Raw genomic sequence first — 22,297 nt, forward strand, 5'->3', positions numbered from 1 at the left:
AAGTTCGTGTTCCTCAGACCGGAGATTTGCTACTGGCTTCCTTCAGATTCGACCTAGCGGTAGATACCCTTACCTTAAGCTAATCGCTTATTGCTACTACTGCCTTTGCCATTCAGGACTTCAACCCTATAGATAGCGCCCATGCTGGGCGCACATAATAAAAGACCTAGGAGATTGCCTCCAAAGTCATTGAGTTCACTAATTCCTCAATTCATCAAACAATGCTTTTCCACAATGCATAGGCTTTACCCAATTGTCCAATGGAAAATTATACATCTTATAAAATCTTACTCTTTTTTCTTCAAATGCTTTCTTGTTTTTGCTAATACCAATCATTCGCCAAATGTACATATGTCTCCTGATTTTACACATTCATTCCTTTGTTTGGACGATAGCTCTCAATAGCTTTAATCAGGTCGATTATGCCGATGGAGATCAGATCCTCCATGTCTTCTCCGATATTATCGAATTTTTTGAGGTTGCGGACATGATATGATGTCAAAAAAATAAACCAATTACAGCTTTACTATTATCAATAACAATTAATGATCAATCAACTCTAAGTGAGATATCAGATTATTCACACTTGTTAAATTGCGTCTAACAATATCCTCGGTTTCAATATGATAGCCACCGTTTTTCACACGTAGAGCAATACATTCAATATTTAGCCGAACATCTGCTAGCCCCACATAAAACACAATAATTTCAAAGCCTTATTCCTTTGCATCCCTCATCTGCCTTATAACGTTACCACCCGCTAAAGTGGTTTCCACAATGAAATCCCACTTATTCCAGATATACTACCTGGCTATTCTTATGGCTTCTTTCCCAGCAGATACTTTACTCTTTTCAGGATGCCCATTATTGATCTTGCGGGCTAGTGCATCTGGAATCATCAGTGATTCTGCTTTATGCCATTCTCCCATATAGAAATCTTCCACTTTCATGAAATGAAAAACATAATATTCTCTGTTAATTATTAGCTGTTCCTCTTCTTTTTGAACTCGTGAAATTCAAGGTTTTTGATGATGCAGCCGGATGATAATACTCAATATCCTACAACCCCTCAAAATCTATCATATAACGTTATCTATTTAACATTTTAGTTAACATATACATTACACATAATAATTAAAAAAGCCTTTTTTTCCTTTTTTTAAACTCAAAATATATTAAATCCATAATATTCATTGACTGAAACAAATACTAGTGTTATATTTCCTAACATTAAATAATAAAATACATAAAGGAAAAGGAGATTACGCACATGAATAAGTTCAAACGTCTACGTGAAACTAAAAGAGATCATTCTGGTTCCACCCGATCTGAATATTCACCAGCAAAAAAAAATTGGAGTAAAAAGCAATTTATAGCTACTTCAATTGTGTTATCTGTTATTGCTACGACTGTAATTCCGTTCCAAACAGCTGACGCTTTAACTAGAGTTACTTCAGAAAGTGGCACAGTATGGGAGATTCACGATGTTTTTGCTCCTAGCTTAGACACAGGAAGTTTACGTACAATTGGTGCTACACAAGTACAAGGTTTCGGCAATATCTTTGTTAAAGTGTCCTCGCCTTCAGCTCCACTGATGAATGGTCAAATGATGCGTGGGTTTGACTTGAAATACGATGGCGTTAATAAGTTTACTTCGGCTCAATCTGTAAATCTAGGAAATGTAACTGTAACACGTGAGGTGTATGTGGATACTATTCATAATCGAACGAGATTCTTTGATACATTCACTAATAAAAATGATGTCGCTATAAAAGTTGATGTATCATTCGGTGGCTCTTTAGGATATGGTACAACAACAAATGCTTCAGTAGTTAAGGCAACCTACTCAGGCGATCTTAAGGTAACTACAGATGATTCATGGATTGTTGTAGATAGCAGTGCCAGAAACAATAAGCCGCTAGGCGTTGCAGTGGGATCTCCAAAACCGTTTGATAATGGATTAACAGGTCTAGGGAATCAGCAACAGGATCCATTCACAGTACCCTTAGCTGAGTATGGAAATGAAGCGAATTTCTATGGGTTCATTAATTCACTAAATATTGGGCCGGGCGAATCGAAGTCCCTAGTAAATTATGTACAAGTTGGAGAAGCTGGTGAAGAAGGGTTGAAAAATCTGGTTGCTATGCTAGATGGACTTAATAGTCTGCTGGATGTAACAGGATTAACAAACGCACAAATTCGTTCAATTAGCAACTGGGATATATCTGCTATAGAGGGACTTGATACTGGAGATCATCTGGATATTCCAAATGCTCCTGCGGCCAAAGAATTAATAACTTCATCTCCGTATGATGTTAAGAATAAATCAATTGCAGAAATACAGAAGGATATGATTAATGGTAAAACTACTTCTGTACAAATTACTCAAGCCTATTTAGATAGAATTAAGGTATACGATGAGGGACAATTGGGATTCCATGCATTCCTGCATGTATCTGAAACTGCGCTTAACCAAGCAAAAGCTGCTGACGATGCCCGTGCACAAGGTGTAAAAGGTGATTTATTGGGTATTCCAATTGCGATAAAAGATATTTATGACACAAAGGATATGCCTACTACAGGTGGCAGTAAAGCTCTTGAAGGCTGGCAGCCTGATTCCGATGCCTTCCAAGTGAAAAAGCTGCGGGAAGCTGGAGCTGTAATTATTGGTAAAGTAAATACCTCTGAGTTTGCTAACAGCGGAAGCTTTAGTGAGAGCGGCTGGCAGCAAACATGGAATGCACTCTATCCATCAAAAACATCTTTTGGCTCAAGCGGCGGGTCTGCAGTATCTGTTGCAGCTGATTTTGCAGCAGCAGCAATGGGATCGCAAACAGGGGTATCTCTCTATGCACCAACTACAGGCGCTAGCTTAAAAAGCTTCCGGGGTACAGACGGTATGGCAAGTACTACAGGAGTACTTCCACTCACTTGGGGACAAGATTATGCAGGTCCCATTGCTAAAACAGTAACTGACCTAGCCATTATATTGAATACTACAACGGGTACGGACCCACAGGATATTTTCACAGTCACTGCTGATGCAGATCATAAGCGTCCAGTGGATTGGAAGGAATCTCTGGATGCTAATGCATTGAAAGGAAAGAAAATTGGATATATTCCTGCATCCTTTGTATCTGCATATGCTGATGATGATACTGGACGGGCAGTGATGGATAAGTTCTCAGAGCTTCAAGCAGCGGGGGCGACAATGGTTGAAATGTCAGCTGTACCATCAGGCCCTAGTCGTCCTTCAGGTATTAATGGATCTACTGAAGGTTGGGCACGTTATATTGAGCTTCATAAGGACTTCCCTTATATTGATGGAGCAAGTGTACTAGCTTCAGATAAGGTGCTTATCTATAATCAAAGAGGATATAGTACTCCAACTCGTATGACTGAACAAGCTGTGCAAGATTACATTAAGTATAGAAGCGACTATAAGGAAGTTATAAAAAACTGGATGGACGCGAATGGCGTTGATGCTGTTGTTTATGCAGGTTTTATTAGTGACGTATATAACAATGACGCATCAGCTTCTCAATTAAGTTCTGACCGTAACACGGGCGTATTAACCTCTAATGTGGGTCTCCCTACGGTAGTTGTTCCTGTAGGAACGAATGACAGCGGATATTCTATTTCTATGCAACTGGTTGGTAGAGCATGGGACGATGCAAAAATTTTAGGCATGGGCTACGCTCTTGAGCAACAAAGTCAAGCTAGACTACTTACAACATTTGCTCCAGCACTTCAATATGTTTCAAACTCTACTAATCCTAATCCAAACACAGATAATGGACCAACCAATCCAAATACTGGAGGAGGTACACCTCCAGCAGTAACAACGCCTATAGAAACAACGGCACCTGCAGAAACAATAACACCAGCAGATAAGCCGAAAGTTGTTAGTTTTGTAGATACAATGAATCATTGGGCAAAAGCAAGCATTGACGCACTAATTGCTAAGAGATTATTGACGGGTTATTCCGATGGAACATTCCGTCCAAATTCAGGTTTGACTCGTGCCGAAGCAATTAAAGTAATTGCAACTTACATGGGACTTGAAGGACAAGAAAGTAACTTTATAGATGTATCTCCAACTCATTGGGCGAATAAGTTTATTGGTGCAGCTGCTGGATCAGGTTTGATGAACGGATATAGTGACGGAAGATTCCGTCCAGATGAGAAGATTAGTCGTGGTGAATTAGCGGCACTAATCACTCGAGCCTTTAAGCTAACAGGTACTGGAAACACATCATTCAAAGATGTCACAAGAAATGCATGGTATTATGATTCCATTGATGCACTCGCATCCAATAATATTATTACAGGATACGCAGACAGTACATTTAAGCCTGAGAAAGATATTACTAGAGCAGAGTTTGCAGCAATTGTTTCCAGATTACTAGGAACTACTAATTAAAAGAAATTCAATTAAACATGACAGAGTACTCGAGTAACCACGTTTACAGGAAGGGCCATCCCGAAAGGGATGGCCTTATAACTTGCCGTTACAGATAGTGCGATGAAATGAACCGTATCATAAGTAGGGCGAACCCTATCCACACAAAAAACGACTCATCCGTAGACAAGTCGCTTTTCAAGTTTTATTATTAATGGATTATTACTGTGTAATTGTCATCAGTCCTACCGCTTCACCTTATAAAACTCATGATAAAGCTTCATGAGCGCCCTTTTCTCTATCCGAGAAACATAACTCCGCGAGATCCCCAACTCCTTGGCAATCTCCCGTTGCGTCCTCTCTTCCCCACCTGTATCCAATCCAAATCGCCCAACGACAACCTCTTTTTCCCGGTCATCCAGAATATCAAGATTACGATAAATCTTGCTCTTCTCGATCTTCAAATCAACTTCTTTAATGACATCATCAGCTTCGGAGCCAAGGATATCGATAAGTGTAATTTCATTACCTTCTTTGTCCGTCCCAATTGGATCATGCAGGGATACATCTTTACGAGTCTTCTTCAAGGATCTTAGGTGCATCAGAATTTCGTTTTCAATACAACGGGCAGCAAAAGTGGCCAGCTTTGTGCCTTTGTTCGGACGGTAGCTCTCGATGGCTTTTATCAAGCCGATGGTGCCGATGGAGATTAGATCCTCCATGTCTTCCCCAGTATTATCGAATTTTTTTACTATATGGGCGACAAGTCTCAAATTGTGCTCTATAAGCAAATTTCGGGCTTTTGCATCCCCTTCAGCCATCATGCCTAAGTATTTGCTTTCCTCCTGCTCCGAGAGCGGCTGTGGAAATGCGTTGTTCCTTACGTAGGATACCAGCAACGTCAGTTCTTTGATTAGCAACGCGATCGTACTTAAGAATCCAGGCAACTTGGCGACACCTCCCGCACTTGTACAATGAAACCGATCTGTTAGCCTTACGGGTTCATGGTCATCTTATTGTATGTGGGTAAATGCCTAGAAGTGCATGTACGGGGGAAATTGTACAAACACGAAAATTTATATTTTCTGTTTTTTAAATCAAGTAGCAACAGACCTCCGGAAGATGAACCTCCCGCAGGTCTTTGTTTACCACCCTTATCCATCTACATCCGTTAGATCATTTTTTGTAGGTATTATAGATTATCACCGCTGCTTCAGCTCGGCTCGCTGTCCCACCCGGGTTCAAATTCATTCCGTCACCTTTAACGAACCCTGCCTTAACCAGTGACGCAATGCTGCTTACCGCATAGCTTGATACCTTAGAAGCATCTCTGAATCCTTTCAGGTCAGCCATTGAACCTTCTTCGGGAAGATTCCCTGCTGCTTTCAGTACCCTAGCGATCAGCACTATCATATCCTGCCTGCTGATTTCGGCATTCGGATTGAAGTTTCCGTCCGCATCACCCTTAGCAATCCCGAGAGCTTTGGCGATGGACAACGCCTCCGCATAATAAACGCTCGGATTGACGTCAACGAACTGATCTGTTTTATCCGAACTGAGCTTGAAGGCTCGGACTACCATCACAATAAAGTCCGCCCGCTTGATCTTTGCTCCCGGTGAGAACATACCATCGCCAGTACCTTTAATAATGCCATCCGCCGCAAGCTTGTCGATAGCCTGCCTTGCCCAGTCATATCGGCTAGAGATATCCCGGAAAGTTAGTGCTGACTGTCCTGATGTTCCCGGTTGTGTATTTCCAGAGGTTGGTATCTCCGATGCTGATGCACTGCTAGTAGGCGTTGGTGTTGGTGTTGCAGGAGTGCCCGGATTCGTCGTCCCGCTGTCGCTGCCACCACTGCTACCGTTTGTCGGTGTAACCGATATGTCCGATTTAACCCCTTCACCTAATAGATTATTTGCTGATATGGCGAACGTGTAGGATTGGCCATTGTCCAAATTCATAATTACCACACCAAGACCGTTATCCTTCCAAGTAATATGCTCGGTAACTGGTGTGTAAACTTCCCCTTCCTTAATGTACACACTATAGCTTTCAGCATTGGTGGTAGCTGGCCAGCTTATTGTAGCTTTCTGGTTCCCAGCCAGTGCTGTCGGAACAACACTACCAGGTGCGACGCCGCTCAAATGGATGCTATCCACTCGGATATCCGGATTTTTAAAGACTAGATATAAATCATGCGTACCGGAGAGTGTCGTCAACAACTCCCCCGTTACATCGGTATAATCCAACTCGGTCACTTTAAAGGTGCTGCCTGGCACCTCACGAACTGCTGGCGCAGTCGCGTCAAATGTAACGACCGCCAAACGGGTTCCCGTTGGAGAATCTGCTCTAACCTCAACTACTGAGCTTGCATTCGTGGAAGCCCCACGTAAGGTAATACCAGTTACACCGGATAAACGAACTTGATTAAGTGCTACCCAGGAGTTGCTGTTCTTAGACATGACGGCATAATATCCGTTCTCGGCTTCTTTTGCCTTAAGCCCTTCTGCTGTACGAAGCTTGGAGACCTCTCGATAAACTACATCTTTAGATGCAAAGGCATGATCAAAAATGTTAACAGGCGCATTGACCGCATCAAGCTTCGCAATACTCTCATTATTGTAAGAGAGCGCTGCGGATATAGGAAGGTCACTAGACGATTTGCCTACCATCAGAGTGTAGCTTCCTGTTTCATTCACATACTCATTACGGTTGACATCCCACACGGCGAAATCAGATGGGTTCACTGTAAGCTGAACAGTCTTTGTCTCTCCGGCCGGAATGTACACTTTTTCATAGGAAACCAGCTGTTTCTTAGGTGTATGATCACCGTACTTGGAGGTATTGTTTTTGATGTACAGCTGAACTACCTCAGAAGTATTAACGGCTCCCGCATTCTCCACATCTAGGTTGATGGCAAAAGGTTCCTTACCGCTAACATTAGACGGCACGCTTAAGTTCGAAAATTCGAAGCTGCTGTATCCCAACCCGTAACCGAATGGATACGTTACTTGGGCATCCGTATACATATAGGTTAGCTTACTATCAAGCGGATCACCGTTTGTCATGTCCACTGTAAACCGCGGGTCGAGTTCCCCCAAAGTCACCGGAGCTGCTACCCCTTCGGGCAATGAATAATGATCAAGAACCGGCAAAGCTTCCATGCTGGCATACCATGTCGAAGACAATCGACCAGTAGGTGCATAATCACCGAACAGTACATCCGCAAGTGCCTTGCTGTCGTATTGACCGGCATATGGCTGATACATAATGGCAGCTACATTCTCATTGTTTTGGATGGCTTCCATATTCACCGGCGCATTCGATTTAACAATAACAACTGTCTTTTTCGGAAAAGCCTGCGCCACTTGAGACACAATCTTATACTGATCTTCCCCCAGGTTAAGATCCGATCTGTCGGCGCCTTCGCCTGCGCTATGTCTGGCCGGTGCACCGACGACAACTACGGCGTAATCGTTGCCGGAGGCCCAAGCGCTTGCATCTGCACCCGCTTCCTTCAAGACAATCTCTTGAAACTTCTGATTGTCAGTTCGTGCCGCGGCGCCTGCTTGATTGGTCAGCGTCGTCGACGATAGATCAAGACCATCCGATTCATTTACGGTAACCAAACGGCCAGCAGTATAGTAGGCGGTTTCAAACCCGCCTCCGAAGCTCTCCGAATAAGTGCCCGAGAGTAAGGAAACGGTCCCGTCGCTATTGGCTTCATGACGGAAGCGACCCGGAAGCGTACTGGCGTCTGTTACATTAGAGAATGGATTTTCCACAAGATTAAGCTTGGTGGCATCGCTGTTTTGGACTGTACGACTGCTGCCGCTCGTTACATCCTTCAGCCATTTTCCATTTGCAAGTGACAAGTAACTGTAACCGCCTTGGCCCCATGCGTAAGCCTCAAAGGCTTGGGATGCCGTATAGGCTTTTCCCGCGGCGTTATAGGGATAGACACTATCTGTTACGGTTGTCATATCTGGCGCGATGTAATTCGCAGAAAGCTGAGCTCCGTTCGTATAGGTGGAAGCCGTAACCGTTTGATGATTTGAGACAGAATCGAATGCTATTACGGGAGCTCCTGTACCAAAGGTGACTTGGTCACTACCAATCGTTTCTCGAATAGCTCCAAGCGGGGACAGCCCAGCCCCAGGCAATACCGGTGTTTTTGATACGGAGTAAGTTGCTTTAAACCGGGTATCTGCTAAAAGCCCTGTAACAGCTACATTGCTGGATTTGGACAACGGCAGCAATTTGTTGTCATTCTTCAGCAGAACGATGCCTTCCCGCGAAGCGTCAAGCGCAACATTCTGGCTTTCGCTCAACGAATAGTTTTGCGGATTGCGATCGCTGGCTAAATCCGAGAAAGGATAACTTTTTGGAGAACCATCCGGTTTTTTCTCATTAAAGTATCCGGTACGCACCCACATCTCGATTTGACCACGGACACTGTTCTCCAGCTCCACACGCGTCACACCGAAAGTCCCATTGTTTACAGCACTCAGAATGTTCGTGCGGGTGGAGCTTGTCGTGTTCGCATGATTCCCGCTAAGCAGCAAAAGTGCTGCCGCACCATCAGCATCCGTATAGTTCTGATAACCATTGTTGAAACCTGCGGTCATCGCGCGATCGGCGGCTATAAAATCACCTACCGGCAGCATACTATACGGATTTGAATTTGACGCACGGATAATATTCGGTGAGATATGGTTAGGAACTCCATTGGTTCGACCGTAAGTAGTCATAATACTTTGGACCACACCGGCTTGTAATGGATATAGGAAGCTTTTCATTTGGTATTCATTAAGCGCCCGAGCACTTGCATAAAATTGACCGCTCGCTCTGAACCATTGCGCGAGATAGTTTGTATAATGCTTCGTCCCCAACTGAGCTTTTAACCAGAAGCCATCCTCATTGCCAGCCTCCCCGTAACCGGTAATCCCCTTAGCCATATAATTGATCATCGTACCAGCAAGGACAGGGTCCTCTGCGTAACCCTCTTCAAATCTGCCGCTAAGTGGGTTCGTCCGTAAATCAGATACCGCAGAGAACATTAAGGTGTTGGGATTGGCCAGAGTGACTTCTCCCCGCCGCTCGTTCCCCATGACCGTTCCCACTTGGCTGACTAGATCCTTATTCCAGCTTTGCCCCAAAGCAAGCATGGACGGCATATCTGTGCTTACACCCATAACACGATCCACTCCACCGGCTGCCGTTCCCGGCAATGTATAACCTGCCGCGATTGTACGGGCTGTGCCGGCACTCTTTTGATCCGCGTAATACGCCAAATCCTCAATGCTCATCTCTGCTAAAATTATATCCACAAATGCGTCCAGATGACTCGGCACCCCGTCAAAGATCGGCATGTTGGAAGCGCTTCTAGCAAACTCAATCGGTTCATGATCAGCCGCACTCGCTTGGTTCGGTGATACCGTTGATATCATGGAGGCGATAAGCGCCAAAATCAGGCTGACCACTGCTATTTTTTTGAGAGAAATCATTTTCATTCCACTGCTCATGTGATTGCTCCTTTTTATTTTTTTGGACAAGTCTCTCGCATGTAACTGATGACAGTCTAGCTGCTGATGTCCTCTTCAGAGATTTAAAGAGTCGTCGATGAGATATCACATGATGCAGTTTCTGAAGATTAGCCTTTCACGGAACCCACCGTAAGTCCGCCTACGAAATACTTCTGCAGAAACGAAAAGGCAATCAGTAGCGGAAGCGCACACAGCATACAAGCTGCGAATAGGACGTTCCACTGGGTTGGATTCTGCTGGTCACCCATAAAGCCAAGCATGGCTAGCGGCAGGGGTGACTGCGAGGACTTGGAAATAAACGTCATATTGAAAAAATAGTCATTCCAAATCCAGATGCCCTGCGTGATGATGACCGAAACCGTAACTGGAATCAGCAGCGGAAACACCACTGTCCAGAATCGACGTAAAAGTCCCGCACCATCAATATGTGCCGCTTCTTCTACTTCCTCCGGGACGCCGCTACGAATAAATCCGGTGTATAGAAACGTTGAAAATGGCAGGCTGCAGGTAACGAACATCAAGATCGGCGTATACTGCGTGCTTGGAATACCCAAACTGTTGATCATTTGCACGATTGGAATCAGAACCATCTGTCCGGGTACGACTAGTCCGGCAAGGAAGAACAGATACAGAAACTGACTCCATTTGCTTCTGATTCGTGCCATCGGATAGGAAGCCATAGCCGCGAAGATCACAACTAGAAGAACAGATATCGCTGTCAGCACGACACTATTTAGTAGGGCGGAACCAAAATGCATCCGTTCGAAGGCTGTCCGGTAGCTCGTAAATGATATCTCATTGAACAAATCAAGCGGGTTTGTGTTGTTGTCTGGTGATCTCAGTGAGGTGGACAGCACAATCACAAGGGGAATCAGATTCAGTACCATAATTACGATAACGATGAGCTGAACAAGTATTTTTTTGAGAATTAACCCGGTTGTAACAGGCTTCCGCACGTTCCGGATAGGCTTATGCTGCTGCTGGAGGTTGCCTGCAGCTGTTCCATTGCTCATGCTGACACCTCTTTTCTATTCATCATCAGGACGGAAATCGCTGTAATAGCGATAATCAGCATAAACGAAATAATCCCGAGCGCCGAGGCCTTGCCGAACATTTGCTCCGTAAACGCCATTTTGTAAATTGAATAAATCAGGGTGTTAGTAGAAGTTCCAGGACCTCCATTGGTCATAATAAACGGGAAATCGAAGGCTTTCAGGCCATTAATTAAACTTAGCGTTGTATTAATCGTAATGGATGTGGCGAGCAGTGGGAGCTTCACAAATCGTAATAGCTTCCAGGCGCTACAGCCATCAATTCTACCAGCCTCGAGCAATTCACTCGGAACAGTCTGAAGACCTGCAAGAAAGATAATCATCGTTGTTCCGACGTTCTTCCAGATTTCTACGAAAATAATAGAATACAGCGCCGTAGAATAGCTGCCGAGAAAATTCAAATTATCATTCGCAATCCCGAGCTTGGTCAAGAACGTTGCAATCATCCCGCTGTCCGGCATATAAACATAACTCCAGATGAAGCCGACCACAATCGCACTGAATAGAGTCGGAATGTAGGAGATGGAGCGGTAAAAGCCCTTGCCTCGAATCTTCATGTTCAGCAGCAGCGCCAGTCCAAGCCCGATTAGATTGCCCCCCACTACGCTGACAACCGTATAAATGAGAGTATTCTTGATCGAATTGCCCAGTGTACCTCCGCTAAACAAGTCTTTGTAGTTATCAAAGCCGATATAATTAAAGGTTTGGGCGTACCCGTTAAAGTCAGTGATGCTGTATTGAAACAGCTTAGTGATCGGAAAGATCCAGAATGTTAAATAAAAGATTAGCGCCGGCAACGCGAAAAAATACATCGTTTTTTTCATTACAGTCGATTTCATCTCTGTCTTATCCTCCTATCCAAAACCGTACCGCCAGCTCAGCTATTTTGATGCAGGACTGGCGGGACGATCTTCAATGATTCCGGTTTAATTTTTCCACAATTCCTTGAACTTGGCGTCCATAGCCTCTGTAACTTGCTCCGGCGTAGTCTTTCGTCCGCCGATAATTTCTGCGAACTTAGCTTCCATCTCTTCAGCTACACCCGTTGGCCACATTTGATTCGGGAAGTATACGGACTTTCCATTATTCAGATATGAATCATTAACTTCTTTGAACAGGTCATGATTCAACGGAACACCTTTATACACGCTGATCGAACTGTTGGCTTCGGTCCAAGCCTTGAACAGATCTGACTGACCATCAAACAGGTAATTCATAACTTCCTTGGCAATGTCCAGATTCTCCGATTTGGCGTTCAGCGCGAAACCAGCAGCAGTGGCAGCAGAGACATAAGTGGGCTGGCCTGAATCGTTAGCAGGCAGAGAGAAGAATCCACGGGTAAAGTCGGCTGCACCTTTGGCTGTCAGTGTTGCATAATCCCAAGTTCCGTCAAACACCATAGCTGCTTTACCATCTACGAACAGTTGAGCCGCTTGAGCACTTCCAAGTCCAAGTGAGTTCTTGACTACATAACCTTTGTTATATAATTCCTTCATTTTGGAGATCGTGGCTACCCACTTTGGATCTGTTAACGATTTTTCTCCCGCTTGAAGCTTGGTATCGAAATCCATTTCATCCGGATAAACCTCATTCGCTGCGATTTGATACATCCCGAACTGGAGGAACCAAGGATCCTTGTCCGCGAGTGAGATTGGAGTAATGCCCGCATCCTTCAGCTTCTGGCAAGCTTCCAGGAATGAGGTCCAATCCTTCGGCATTTCTGTGACACCCGCCTGCTTGAACAAATCCTGATTGTAATACACCCCTAGATAATCAAGACCTCCAGCGATTCCATAAGGTTTACCCTCATAAGACATATCATCTTTCGCCCCTTGGCTGATGTTATCCCAAAAGGTTAAATCCGATAGATCAGCCGCATAGCCGGCCTTTGCCATGTCCAGGACACCGAGGGATGCATTTCTTGGGAATACCCAGTAAATATCAGGCCCTTTACCTGAAGCGAGCTTTGTACGAATCGAAGTGAAATACTGCTCATCCGGAAGCTTGGAAGTTTCGAGCGTAACGTTAGGGAACTTTTCCTTAACGAGCTTAGGCATAATATCCAGTGCAAAATCCTGTCCGTCCGGGGCTTTAGTGCCAGATACCATCATGGTCAGCGTCACCTTTTTCGCACTGTCTGTTGTTGCTGCCGGAGCATTTGTAGCGCTTTCACTATTTTCAGCGTTACTAGTGTTGCTGTTGTTACCTGAGCCGCAGCCTGCTAGTACAGCAAGTAACAGCGCTAGCATTAAAGCTCCTGTCCGTTTTTTAGTACGTAATTTCATAGAATAACCTCCCTGTTTTCATATCACTTCTATTTCCCGGCATCCATTTTTTGTTGGTTGCTGTATTGTTATTTTAATCTTGTAAGCGGTATAATTACTTTTGCATTTAGGGTGCACTATTTTACGAACGGCTTAAATCGGAGGAGAGCGAATGAAATTTTCCAGTATCAAAACGAAACTCTTTCTAGCACTCGTTCTTGTATCTGTCATTCCGATTGTGATCGTCACGTATAACTCCTACCGGAGCTATACCAATCTGGTCAACCAGCAAACCTCTCTCGTTGCCTCCAACACCATCCATAATACCGTTAAAGGCATTGAGGATATTTTCGGCAATATTGAACGCATTTCACTTACCATTCAGCAGCAAACCTCCAGTGCGACCGCATACACTACCGTTAGCGACGAGCTAAAAAAACTGGCCAGCACCAGCGATTCCTATGATATTTTCATTATACAAAACAAGCTGAAGCTGATCTTCGAGAATTTGCTGCTGAGCTATGATTATGTAAATGGAATCTACCTTTTTTCTCCTGACGGCAAAAATATCAGCTATGGAAGTACGGCGGAACTGAAGGTGGGTTATGTCCCACTCCAGGATGCGTGGTATCAGAAGACCATCGCCAACAAAGGTCAGCTTTATATTGGCGAGCCCGGTGTAAAGCCTTATATCATTAATTCTGAGCCGTCCCTGGTATTCTCCCGCGCGCTCTACGATATGAAGACTCAGCAGTTCCTTGGTGTATTTATGCTTGACTGTAGCTTAGATATTTTCAAAGGCCTGAATCAAGACGCTGTGCCTAATATGAGCTATTTTGTGCTAGCCAACGACGATGGCAACATTATCTACGATAGTACCGGTCAGAACACGGACTCACGGCTGCCGGAGGATTTAACCCGTAAGACCGAGGCGATGCAGGGCGATGAGCTGGAATTTTACAATGAAAATAATCTGACGGTTATTCAACGGCTTCCTGTGTACCACTGGACGGTTATCGCCAATATTTCTTTGAGTGAGTTGTATGAGAAATACGGAATTTCCAACAAACTGATCCTTTATATTTCCCTTACTTGTGCGGTCATTTTCATTCTGCTGTCCATCCTATTGTCCAATTGGATTACTAAGCCGATCACTCAGCTCGCCAAAATCATGCGCAAAAATAAATCACAAAAATTCGTTACAACCGAGATCAAACCTAAGCGGGTTGACGAGATCGGCTTTCTGTATACGGAATACAACAAGATGATGCAGGACATCGACATCTTTGTCAGAGAAAGCTATCAGAATAAAATCCTGACCATGGATTCACAAATGAAAGCGCTTGAAGCCCAGATTAATTCGCATTTTCTGTATAATACACTCGAATCTATCAACAGCATAGCTGAAATTGAAGAGGTTGAAAGCATTGCTGTAATGACCAAAGCATTGGGAGATATGTTCCGCTACAGCATCAAGACTGACAGTGAGCTAGTATTTGCCCGTGACGAGATTCAGCATGTCGATAACTATATGGCTATCCAGCAGATCCGCTACGGCAGCAAAATCTGTTTTGTTAAAGAGATGGAGGACTCCGTTCTGGAAGCGAAGATTCTCAAGCTCATCCTTCAGCCCTTAGTGGAAAATGCCGTCTACCACGGCTTGGAGAATAAAAGAGGGAATGGCATGCTCTTACTGAAGGGCTTTCTGGAGCCTGACACTAAGCGGATTATCTTTGAAATCCGAGATGATGGGATTGGTATCCCAGAAGCACGGCTTAAGGAAATTCAAGCATTGCTAGATCAGCCACCGGAATTCATGGGGCTTGGCCACCGGAGCAGACAGAGCATCGGTATTAAGAATGTACACTCTCGAATTGCCCTGTATTACGGCTCAGATTTCGGACTGACCATAACCAGTGAACCAGCGCTGGGAACAACGATCACCCTAACACTCCCCTCTAAATAAAGATAAAAGGAGACTGGATCATGTACAAATTCATAATCGTCGACGATGAGCCTTTGATCCGCCAGGGTCTACTAAAAAAAATCAAGGCAGTGACTAATGAACTGATCTTCAGTGGAGAAGCCGACAATGGTGAGGATGCCTTGGACCTTATCCAAGCGACGGACCCACATCTAATCTTCACCGATATGCGGATGCCCGTGATGGATGGAAAATCCCTGCTTCGTCAGCTGCAAAATGATTATTCCGATAAAAAAATCATCGTCATCAGCGGATTTTCCGATTTTGAATATATGCAAGAAGCGATCTCAGCCAGAGTTGTCCACTATTTACTGAAGCCGTTCAGCAAAGACGAGATCCACCAAGCGATCTCCAAAGCGATAACCGCCATAGAGAGTGAGCAGTCCGCTAAGGCGGAAACTCTGAATATAACCAAAGAAGCGGAGCAGCTAAGCCTACAGGGAGATTTGCAGGCCCTGCTTCAATACATTGCCGGCTTCTACCCGGCTGAGAAGCCGCCAAGCTTCCGATCAGCCCCATTGCTCAATCTGATGACATCCCGAAGAATGATCCTATTGACGCTCTATGATCCAGAAGATCTAGTTGCCCAAGAACCCTATCTGGAGAGGACTAGTATCTTTCTCCCTCATCCTCAGAGCAGGAAACTCGCCTTTTCACTCCTGCTATGTGATGCTTCACTGAGTGATTCTAAGGTGCTGGAACTGGCTTCTTATGAAGCCAAACAGTTGATCGAAGAAACTGGACCACAAGCCTGCATCGGCATAAGTGGCAGAAAAACCGATCTGAAGGAACTCCCGCAGGCACGGCTAGAATCGATGTCCGCATTGAACTGTCGGGCCATCGCCGACCAGGGACAGTTTTTCCACTACCGCCCGGGTAGCTACCAAGCAGGACCGGAAATGTGGGAAGGCAGTCGGGACCTCATCTTTTTCATCGAATCTGGAAACATCGATAAAGTGAAAGAAAGGGTTCATGACTATTTCGACTATTATCAAGGGCAGCCTGCAGCGACAATCCATCAGTTGAAAGAGAATTGCCGAGCCATCATCACAGAGGTCAAAACCTTGGTCTCCGTCTATTTTCCTGTGGAGAACGGACAACATACCTCATCCAGCCTTGAAGGCGTACTAAGTATTTCATTTGATGCAGAAGAAATCCGGGGATATTTCCTGACCGTGTTGACCTCCATAGCGGAATTACTGAAGGAACAATCGGTCTATTCCTCTCCCAACGTCATTGACAATGTGAAGGTATATATCCGCAAAAACATTTGCTCACCTCTCACACTAGAGCATTTATCGAATCTGTTCTACATCAGTCCGAGCTATCTCAGTCACCTGTTTAAAGAAAAGACGGGAGAAAATCTGATTGATTATGTTAACAAAGAACGTATCGAACGTGCTAAGCTGCTGCTTCGCACCAGTGATGAGAAAATTTATAAGATCGCCAAGAGCCTTGGGATCGATAATACCAAATATTTTTTCCGGCTGTTCAAGAAAATGACCGGATACACACCGGAGGAATACCGAAAATTAAGAGATGCTGAAAAGAGGGGGCAGGCTAATGGATCATAAGGAACTAGATCATTACCTGCGCCGCCTTGATGTAATTGAAGCCAAACAGCAGTACACCCGCCGCAACATTAATGAATTTGGCGGCACAGAATTGATCCTGCCTCACGGAGAACGGGTTCCTCGTCTGCCGGTACATCATTTTTTTAGTCAGGGCGATTATCATATCAGCAAGCACCACCGGTTCGCCGATATGCCGGAGCATACGCATACATTTATTGAACTCAATTATATGTATTCAGGACGTTGCCGGCAGACCATTGGTGGGTCCGTCGTAGAACTGATTCAAGGCCAGATTTGCTTGCTGGACACGGATGTGCCCCATTCGATTTCTACACTTGATGAAGACGATATCCTAATCAATATATTAATGCGAAAGGAAACACTGAATGCGGCATTTCTGACCCGGCTGGGATCTGACGGAAGATTAAGCGATTTTCTGATCAACGCCCAATCTCCCGCCGCAGCCCATGACCGTTACCTAGTCTTCCGATCAGATAGCTGTCATAACCTTCACCATATCCTCGCTAGCATGATGTGCGAGTACTTTGATCCCCATGATTTTTCCACGGACATGATCAACGGTTATATGATCCTCGTATTTACAGAGCTCATGCGGGTTTTAAACCAGGACAGCGTATCCAGCGGGTTACCTACCACTAAACGGAGCGATCTACTGGAAATTCTACAGTATTTGGAACGCCATTTTAATGACTGCTCCCTGAAGGATTTGGCCGCACGCTTTAATTTCAATCCTAATTACCTGAGCAATCTACTTAAAAAAAGTACGGGCAAAACGTTCGGTGAACTGGTACAAGAGCATCGCATGGCTTATGCCGCTCTCCTACTCGCTAACAGTGATCGACCGATTGGAGATATAGCGGGGGAATGCGGATATGAGAGTCTCAGCTTCTTCTACAAAAAATTCTCAGAACGATACGAAGTTACTCCGCTATTGTACCGCAAACAGAATCAAACAACCTGAGAGACCATTTACTACGGTGCTCAGGTTGTTCTGGCCGCTAACGATTATGCATCTGTTTATAATTGATATTTGCGGATCAGATACGATGGTGTGCAGCTCCAGGCATGACAATAGCTGTTAATCAAATGACTGCCATAGGGTGAAAAGCTCTTATCACTTGGATTATACAGCTCCCAGAACGTATCAGCCCCGTCTTTAATCATCTGCCCCCAATACTTCTTGATCTCCGAAATGGCGTTGTCTCTTTCACCTACCTGGATCAGTGCCTCAATGAAATGGTGAACCATATAAGGTGTGGTCATCGGAATGGGAGACAAATCCTGCTGAAGCCTGAGCAATATTTCCTTCCCACACTCTTCTTCTACAATTCCAGCAAGCACCATCCAAATCTGAGAAGCCCACGAAACCTGCCGAATGTCCCCGCTCACGAAATAGCTTAATTCAGAATCCCATAAATGTTCCAAAGTGGCTTGCGTAAGCTCTTCAATCGTCTGCCGTAAACGATCCTGTCTTTCATCTCCGAGAAGAGCAGCCAGCTCCACAGCGCATTTCAAGTTATAGATTAAAATGGCCTGCGCCGGAGCCTGTTTGTTCAGATCCGGATGCCAGTCAATAAAGGCCCACCAAGTCTCATTGTCGGTCACAATGCCACGCTCATCTAATCGCTCTAAGGCTATTTCTATCTGCCGATAAGCAGACGGCCACAGCTCTTCCAGCGTATTCCGGTCATCAGTAGCCAAGAAATAATCACACAGAGTAGATACAAAAAAAAGTGAATAATCATAGAGATACGTATCGTCAGGGATCACATGGGGTTTCATGAACAAGTTGGCTGTGATCTGTCCTCGCTCATCAGGATAAGCTGCAAACAAGTACAGGCATCGCTTAACCAAATCGTTGCCTGAGAACGTTTCGTAATTGGCCAGCGCCTGCAGCCGCAGATCCCCAAGCCACAGTCTGCGGTCCCGCTTAGGCCCGTCTTCAAAGACCTCCTGCATACATTCTTCGAGCGTCTTCACACTGACCTCATCAATGGCCTGCAGTTCCGCATCCAGGTGGTCCAGCGGAGCTAGAAAAGAGCGGTCAGCCGAGGTTTCTGCTATACAGCTGATTTCGGCAAAGGATATTTTATATTTGAGTGACGTATCAAGAACCCTAAGCTTTACATATCGGAAGCTGTATCTACGTTCCATATTTAGTAATGCAGGAAGCACATCCAGATGAACCCGCTCTTCCTGCAGCCATGAGCTGCTAAGCCAGCCGTCATAATCCGAGAAAGGTTCAGCCATCTCCACCGGCATTTCTCCGAGGGTGATCTGCAGATGTAGCGGAGCATCCGGGGGGCTGCCTATAGGAATGATCTGTATGGCCAACCGTCCAACCAAATGTTCTCCGAAATCCAGAATAACCTCCTCCCCCTTCCCAAAAACAATGGAAGAAAGAGGCTCCGCATTTTGAAACGTTTCAGCCTGCCAACCATGCACCGCTAGTTCTCTCTTTACAACCCGGATGATCTGCTTCGGTGAACATTTCCGGTAAATAAGCTGGGGCAGAAGCTGCTCTGCGGTTAAAGCAAACGCCTCATTTTTATGGATAGTTACTGCTTGCTGGCGCTGCATCGCTTGAGTCATAATCAATATCCTCCTTCGTTTGTCTTATTCCCCCTCTAGTAAACCTCAATTCCACTTGCCTGAACATGCAGTGAATACAGGTAATCTTACTCTTATTACAGTTCTGATCGACGGAGCGAAGCTAGTTTGTCATGATAAAAAAAGATGCAGCATGAAAAACAGTACAGCTGCCTTAATAAACTGCAATAACCTGCGAATCTCCGCGATTTCAATACTTTAATAGAACGTTTACTAGACTAATTCCCAACAAATAAGGGCTCTTTCCATGTTGACTTTTCAACATATAGTGATTAAAATAAACAACGCACACTAAATATAGTATGGATATGATTTTCCAGTATTTACAGCTTATCTATTCAATCTTTACAGTATTTAATGTAGGTTTAATATATACAGGGGGAGAGACTCCATGCTAGTCGCATACGATTCGAAAACAGGAAACGTCAAACGCTTCATTGGTAAGCTTAAGCTGCCAGCTGTGCAGATTGAAGAGCATATGACCATTGATGAGCCTTATGTGCTTATTACATATACCACCGGCTTTGGACAAATTCCAGAGAAGGTGTCTACTTTCTTAAAGAACAATTATTCCAATTTGAAGGGCATCGCCGCCAGCGGCAACAAGAACTGGGGCGAGCTGTTCGCGAATAGTGCAGACTTGATTGCAGATCGGTACAACGTGCCAGTTATTGGGAAATTTGAACTATCAGGCACATTTGGTGATGTAGAACGAATTAAACAGGAGGTGAGCCGAGTTGCGGCATATTGAATTAAACAACATGTTGATGAAGAGAGACGAAAGTGGCTTCTTTCAATTGGATAAAGACCTTGAGGCAGTAGCCGAATTTATGCGGGATGTAGAACGGCGTAGCCTGGTTTTTGCGAATACAAAGGCCAAGGTTGATTATATGATTGAACAGGATTTCTATGAAAATTTTTACGAGCAGTACAGCGTGGCTGAAATTGAGGAAGTTTATCAAATTACCCATGCCTACAACTTCAGTTTTCCATCTTATATGGCAGCTTCGAAGTTCTATACGGATTACGCTGTAAAAACCAATGACCGTAAGCAATATCTGGAGCATTACCCGGACCGTGTGGCGGCAGTTGCCCTTCACCTAGGACGCGGGAACGCCGACACTGCCAGCATGCTTGCCCGTTCAATGATGGAGCAGCGCCTACAGCCGGCGACTCCGACCTTCTTGAATGCCGGCAAGAGCCGTCGCGGTGAGCTAGTGTCCTGCTTTCTTATTGAAATGGATGACTCGCTTAATTCGATCAACTATGTACTAAATACTTGCATGCAGCTGTCGAAGATCGGCGGTGGCGTGGCTGTCAACCTGTCCAAGCTTCGCTCCCGCGGGGAGACCATTAAAGGGGTTGAAGATGCAGCCAAAGGCATTATACCTGTGCTCAAGCTGATGGAGGACGGCTTCTCCTATGCTGACCAGATGGGTCAACGTAAAGGCTCTGGAGCCGCTTACTACAACATTTTTGGCTGGGATGTTCTTGAATTTCTCGACAGTAAGAAGATCAATGCCGATGAAAAAACAAGACTCAAAACCCTGTCCATCGGCCTAATCATTCCGAATCGCTTCTATAAGCTGGCGAAGGACAATGAACCGCTCCATGTATTTGCCCCTTACAGTGTGTACAAAGCTTACGGCACGCATCTTGATGACATGGATTTGGATGAAATGTACGATAAGCTGCTAGCCGATCCACGTGTCAAAAAGAAAAAGGCCATGAGCGCACGGGATATGCTGACCAAAATCGCCATGATCCAACTGGAATCTGGCTATCCATATATTATGAACAAGAGCAACGCCAATGAAGCTCATGCCCTGAAAAACGTAGGACAGATCAAAATGTCCAACCTCTGCACGGAAATCTTCCAGCTGCAGGAGACCTCTGAGATTGCCGACTACGGGCAGGAGAATACTATCCGCCGTGATGTTAGCTGCAATCTGGCTTCCTTGAACATTGTCAACGTGATGGAGCATGGCAAAATCCGTGAATCGGTACATGAGGGCATGATCGCCCTGACCGCTGTCAGCGATATGACCAGCATCTCCAATGCCCCAGGCGTAGCCAAAGCAAACAAAGAGATGCACTCGGTTGGTCTCGGTGTTATGAATTTACACGGCTATCTGGCCAAGAACAAGATCGCCTATGAAAGCGAACAGGCTCGCGATTTTGCCCGGACCTTTTTCATGACCATGAACTACCATTCACTGGAGAAAAGCATGGAGATCGCTGCTGCAACTGGCCGGTCTTTCCAGGGATTCGAGGCTTCTGATTATGCGACAGGAGCTTATTTTGAGCGTTACCTGACTACAGATTACCGCCCTGTAACGCCAAGAATACAAGAGCTGTTCGGTGATATTTTCATACCATCCCCTGCGGACTGGGAACAACTACGCGATGCAGTAAAAGCAAAGGGTCTTTATCATGCTTACCGTTTGGCGATTGCGCCAACTGCCAGCATTTCCTATATTCAAAATGCCACTTCAAGTGTTATGCCTATTGTAGAGCAGATTGAGACACGGACTTATGCCAATTCAACGACTTACTATCCAATGCCGTACCTGCGGCCGGATAATGTATTTTTCTATAAATCGGCTTACCAAATGGATCAGTTCAAGGTAATCGATCTGATCGCGGAAATCCAGCCCCATATCGACCAGGGCATCTCGACCGTTCTGCATGTGAACAGCGATGTCTCCACCAGAGAACTGGCCCGATCCTATCTGTACGCGGCGCATAAAGGTTTGAAGTCGCTGTATTACACCCGGACCAAAAAGCTGTCCGTTGAGGAATGCCTCACCTGCTCTATCTAACTGGAAGGCTATAGCCGCAGA

The 22,297-nt window shown here is 45.1% G+C and carries 13 protein-coding genes and 1 pseudogene; 6 read left to right on the plus strand and 8 right to left on the minus strand.

Translation table 11 applies throughout. The annotated features are described in order from the left end of the window. Window positions 1–376 precede the first annotated feature (376 nt). Together CA600_RS30935 and CA600_RS31850 are read right to left on the minus strand one after the other, a co-directional pair. Window positions 377–508: pseudogene (locus tag CA600_RS30935) on the minus strand (sigma factor); the annotation flags it as partial. Between the two features lie 295 nt (window positions 509–803). Continuing rightward, on the minus strand, window positions 804–929 hold the full coding sequence (locus CA600_RS31850; protein WP_256989870.1) for a hypothetical protein: 126 nt from the start codon (window positions 927–929) through the stop codon (window positions 804–806). 341 nt (window positions 930–1,270) lie between these two features. Between CA600_RS31850 and CA600_RS15490 the strand changes: the two genes are divergently transcribed. Beyond that, complete coding sequence (locus CA600_RS15490) at window positions 1,271–4,423, plus strand: amidase family protein (protein WP_094871183.1); 3,153 nt, start codon at window positions 1,271–1,273, stop codon at window positions 4,421–4,423. A gap of 224 nt (window positions 4,424–4,647) precedes the next feature. Here the strand turns inward: CA600_RS15490 and sigK are convergent, their stop codons facing one another. From sigK to CA600_RS15515, 5 genes are all read right to left on the minus strand, one after another. Further along, window positions 4,648–5,349 carry an RNA polymerase sporulation sigma factor SigK gene (gene sigK / locus CA600_RS15495; protein ID WP_094871184.1) on the minus strand — a complete coding sequence of 234 codons (702 nt, stop codon included), beginning with the start codon at window positions 5,347–5,349 and terminating at the stop codon, window positions 4,648–4,650. A gap of 229 nt (window positions 5,350–5,578) precedes the next feature. Next, window positions 5,579–9,928 carry a glycoside hydrolase family 3 C-terminal domain-containing protein gene (locus CA600_RS15500; protein WP_094871187.1) on the minus strand — a complete coding sequence of 1,450 codons (4,350 nt, stop codon included), beginning with the start codon at window positions 9,926–9,928 and terminating at the stop codon, window positions 5,579–5,581. 128 nt (window positions 9,929–10,056) lie between these two features. Next, entirely contained in the window at window positions 10,057–10,962 is a 906-nt protein-coding gene (locus CA600_RS15505; protein WP_094871188.1) for a carbohydrate ABC transporter permease, read from the minus strand. Next, window positions 10,959–11,840: a carbohydrate ABC transporter permease gene (locus CA600_RS15510; protein ID WP_094871190.1), complete on the minus strand. Its 882-nt coding sequence runs from the start codon at window positions 11,838–11,840 to the stop codon at window positions 10,959–10,961. Before CA600_RS15510 ends, CA600_RS15505 begins: the two co-directional genes overlap by 4 nt. Before the next feature lie 87 nt (window positions 11,841–11,927). Continuing rightward, window positions 11,928–13,286 (minus strand): ABC transporter substrate-binding protein, encoded by a 1,359-nt coding sequence (locus CA600_RS15515; RefSeq protein WP_094871192.1) that lies wholly within the window; start codon window positions 13,284–13,286, stop codon window positions 11,928–11,930. 151 nt (window positions 13,287–13,437) lie between these two features. Between CA600_RS15515 and CA600_RS15520 the strand changes: the two genes are divergently transcribed. Genes CA600_RS15520 through CA600_RS15530 form a run of 3 tightly spaced genes read left to right on the plus strand, consistent with a single transcriptional unit; the run spans window position 13,438 to window position 17,805 of the window. Continuing rightward, complete coding sequence (locus tag CA600_RS15520; protein ID WP_094871194.1) at window positions 13,438–15,231, plus strand: sensor histidine kinase; 1,794 nt, start codon at window positions 13,438–13,440, stop codon at window positions 15,229–15,231. A 20-nt stretch (window positions 15,232–15,251) separates the two neighbouring features. Then, window positions 15,252–16,823 carry a response regulator gene (locus CA600_RS15525; RefSeq protein ID WP_094871196.1) on the plus strand — a complete coding sequence of 524 codons (1,572 nt, stop codon included), beginning with the start codon at window positions 15,252–15,254 and terminating at the stop codon, window positions 16,821–16,823. After that, on the plus strand, window positions 16,813–17,805 hold the full coding sequence (locus CA600_RS15530; RefSeq protein WP_179281635.1) for an AraC family transcriptional regulator: 993 nt from the start codon (window positions 16,813–16,815) through the stop codon (window positions 17,803–17,805). Before CA600_RS15525 ends, CA600_RS15530 begins: the two co-directional genes overlap by 11 nt. A 56-nt stretch (window positions 17,806–17,861) precedes the next feature. On the opposite strand, the gene CA600_RS15535 is transcribed toward CA600_RS15530, so the two are convergent. Continuing rightward, entirely contained in the window at window positions 17,862–19,436 is a 1,575-nt protein-coding gene (locus tag CA600_RS15535) for an alpha-L-rhamnosidase-related protein (protein WP_094871200.1), read from the minus strand. Window positions 19,437–19,845: 409 nt separating this feature from the next. Between CA600_RS15535 and nrdI the strand changes: the two genes are divergently transcribed. Both nrdI and nrdE read left to right on the plus strand, forming a co-directional pair. Continuing rightward, window positions 19,846–20,205, plus strand: a complete 360-nt coding sequence (gene nrdI / locus CA600_RS15540; RefSeq protein WP_094871201.1) for a class Ib ribonucleoside-diphosphate reductase assembly flavoprotein NrdI — start codon at window positions 19,846–19,848, stop codon at window positions 20,203–20,205. Beyond that, window positions 20,192–22,276 (plus strand): class 1b ribonucleoside-diphosphate reductase subunit alpha, encoded by a 2,085-nt coding sequence (gene nrdE, locus CA600_RS15545; RefSeq protein ID WP_094871203.1) that lies wholly within the window; start codon window positions 20,192–20,194, stop codon window positions 22,274–22,276. Before nrdI ends, nrdE begins: the two co-directional genes overlap by 14 nt. Window positions 22,277–22,297 lie beyond the last annotated feature (21 nt).

Origin of the sequence: Paenibacillus sp. VTT E-133280, assembly GCF_002264385.1 — a bacterium.
Classification (GTDB): Bacteria; Bacillota; Bacilli; order Paenibacillales; family Paenibacillaceae; genus Paenibacillus_AQ; species Paenibacillus_AQ nitricinens.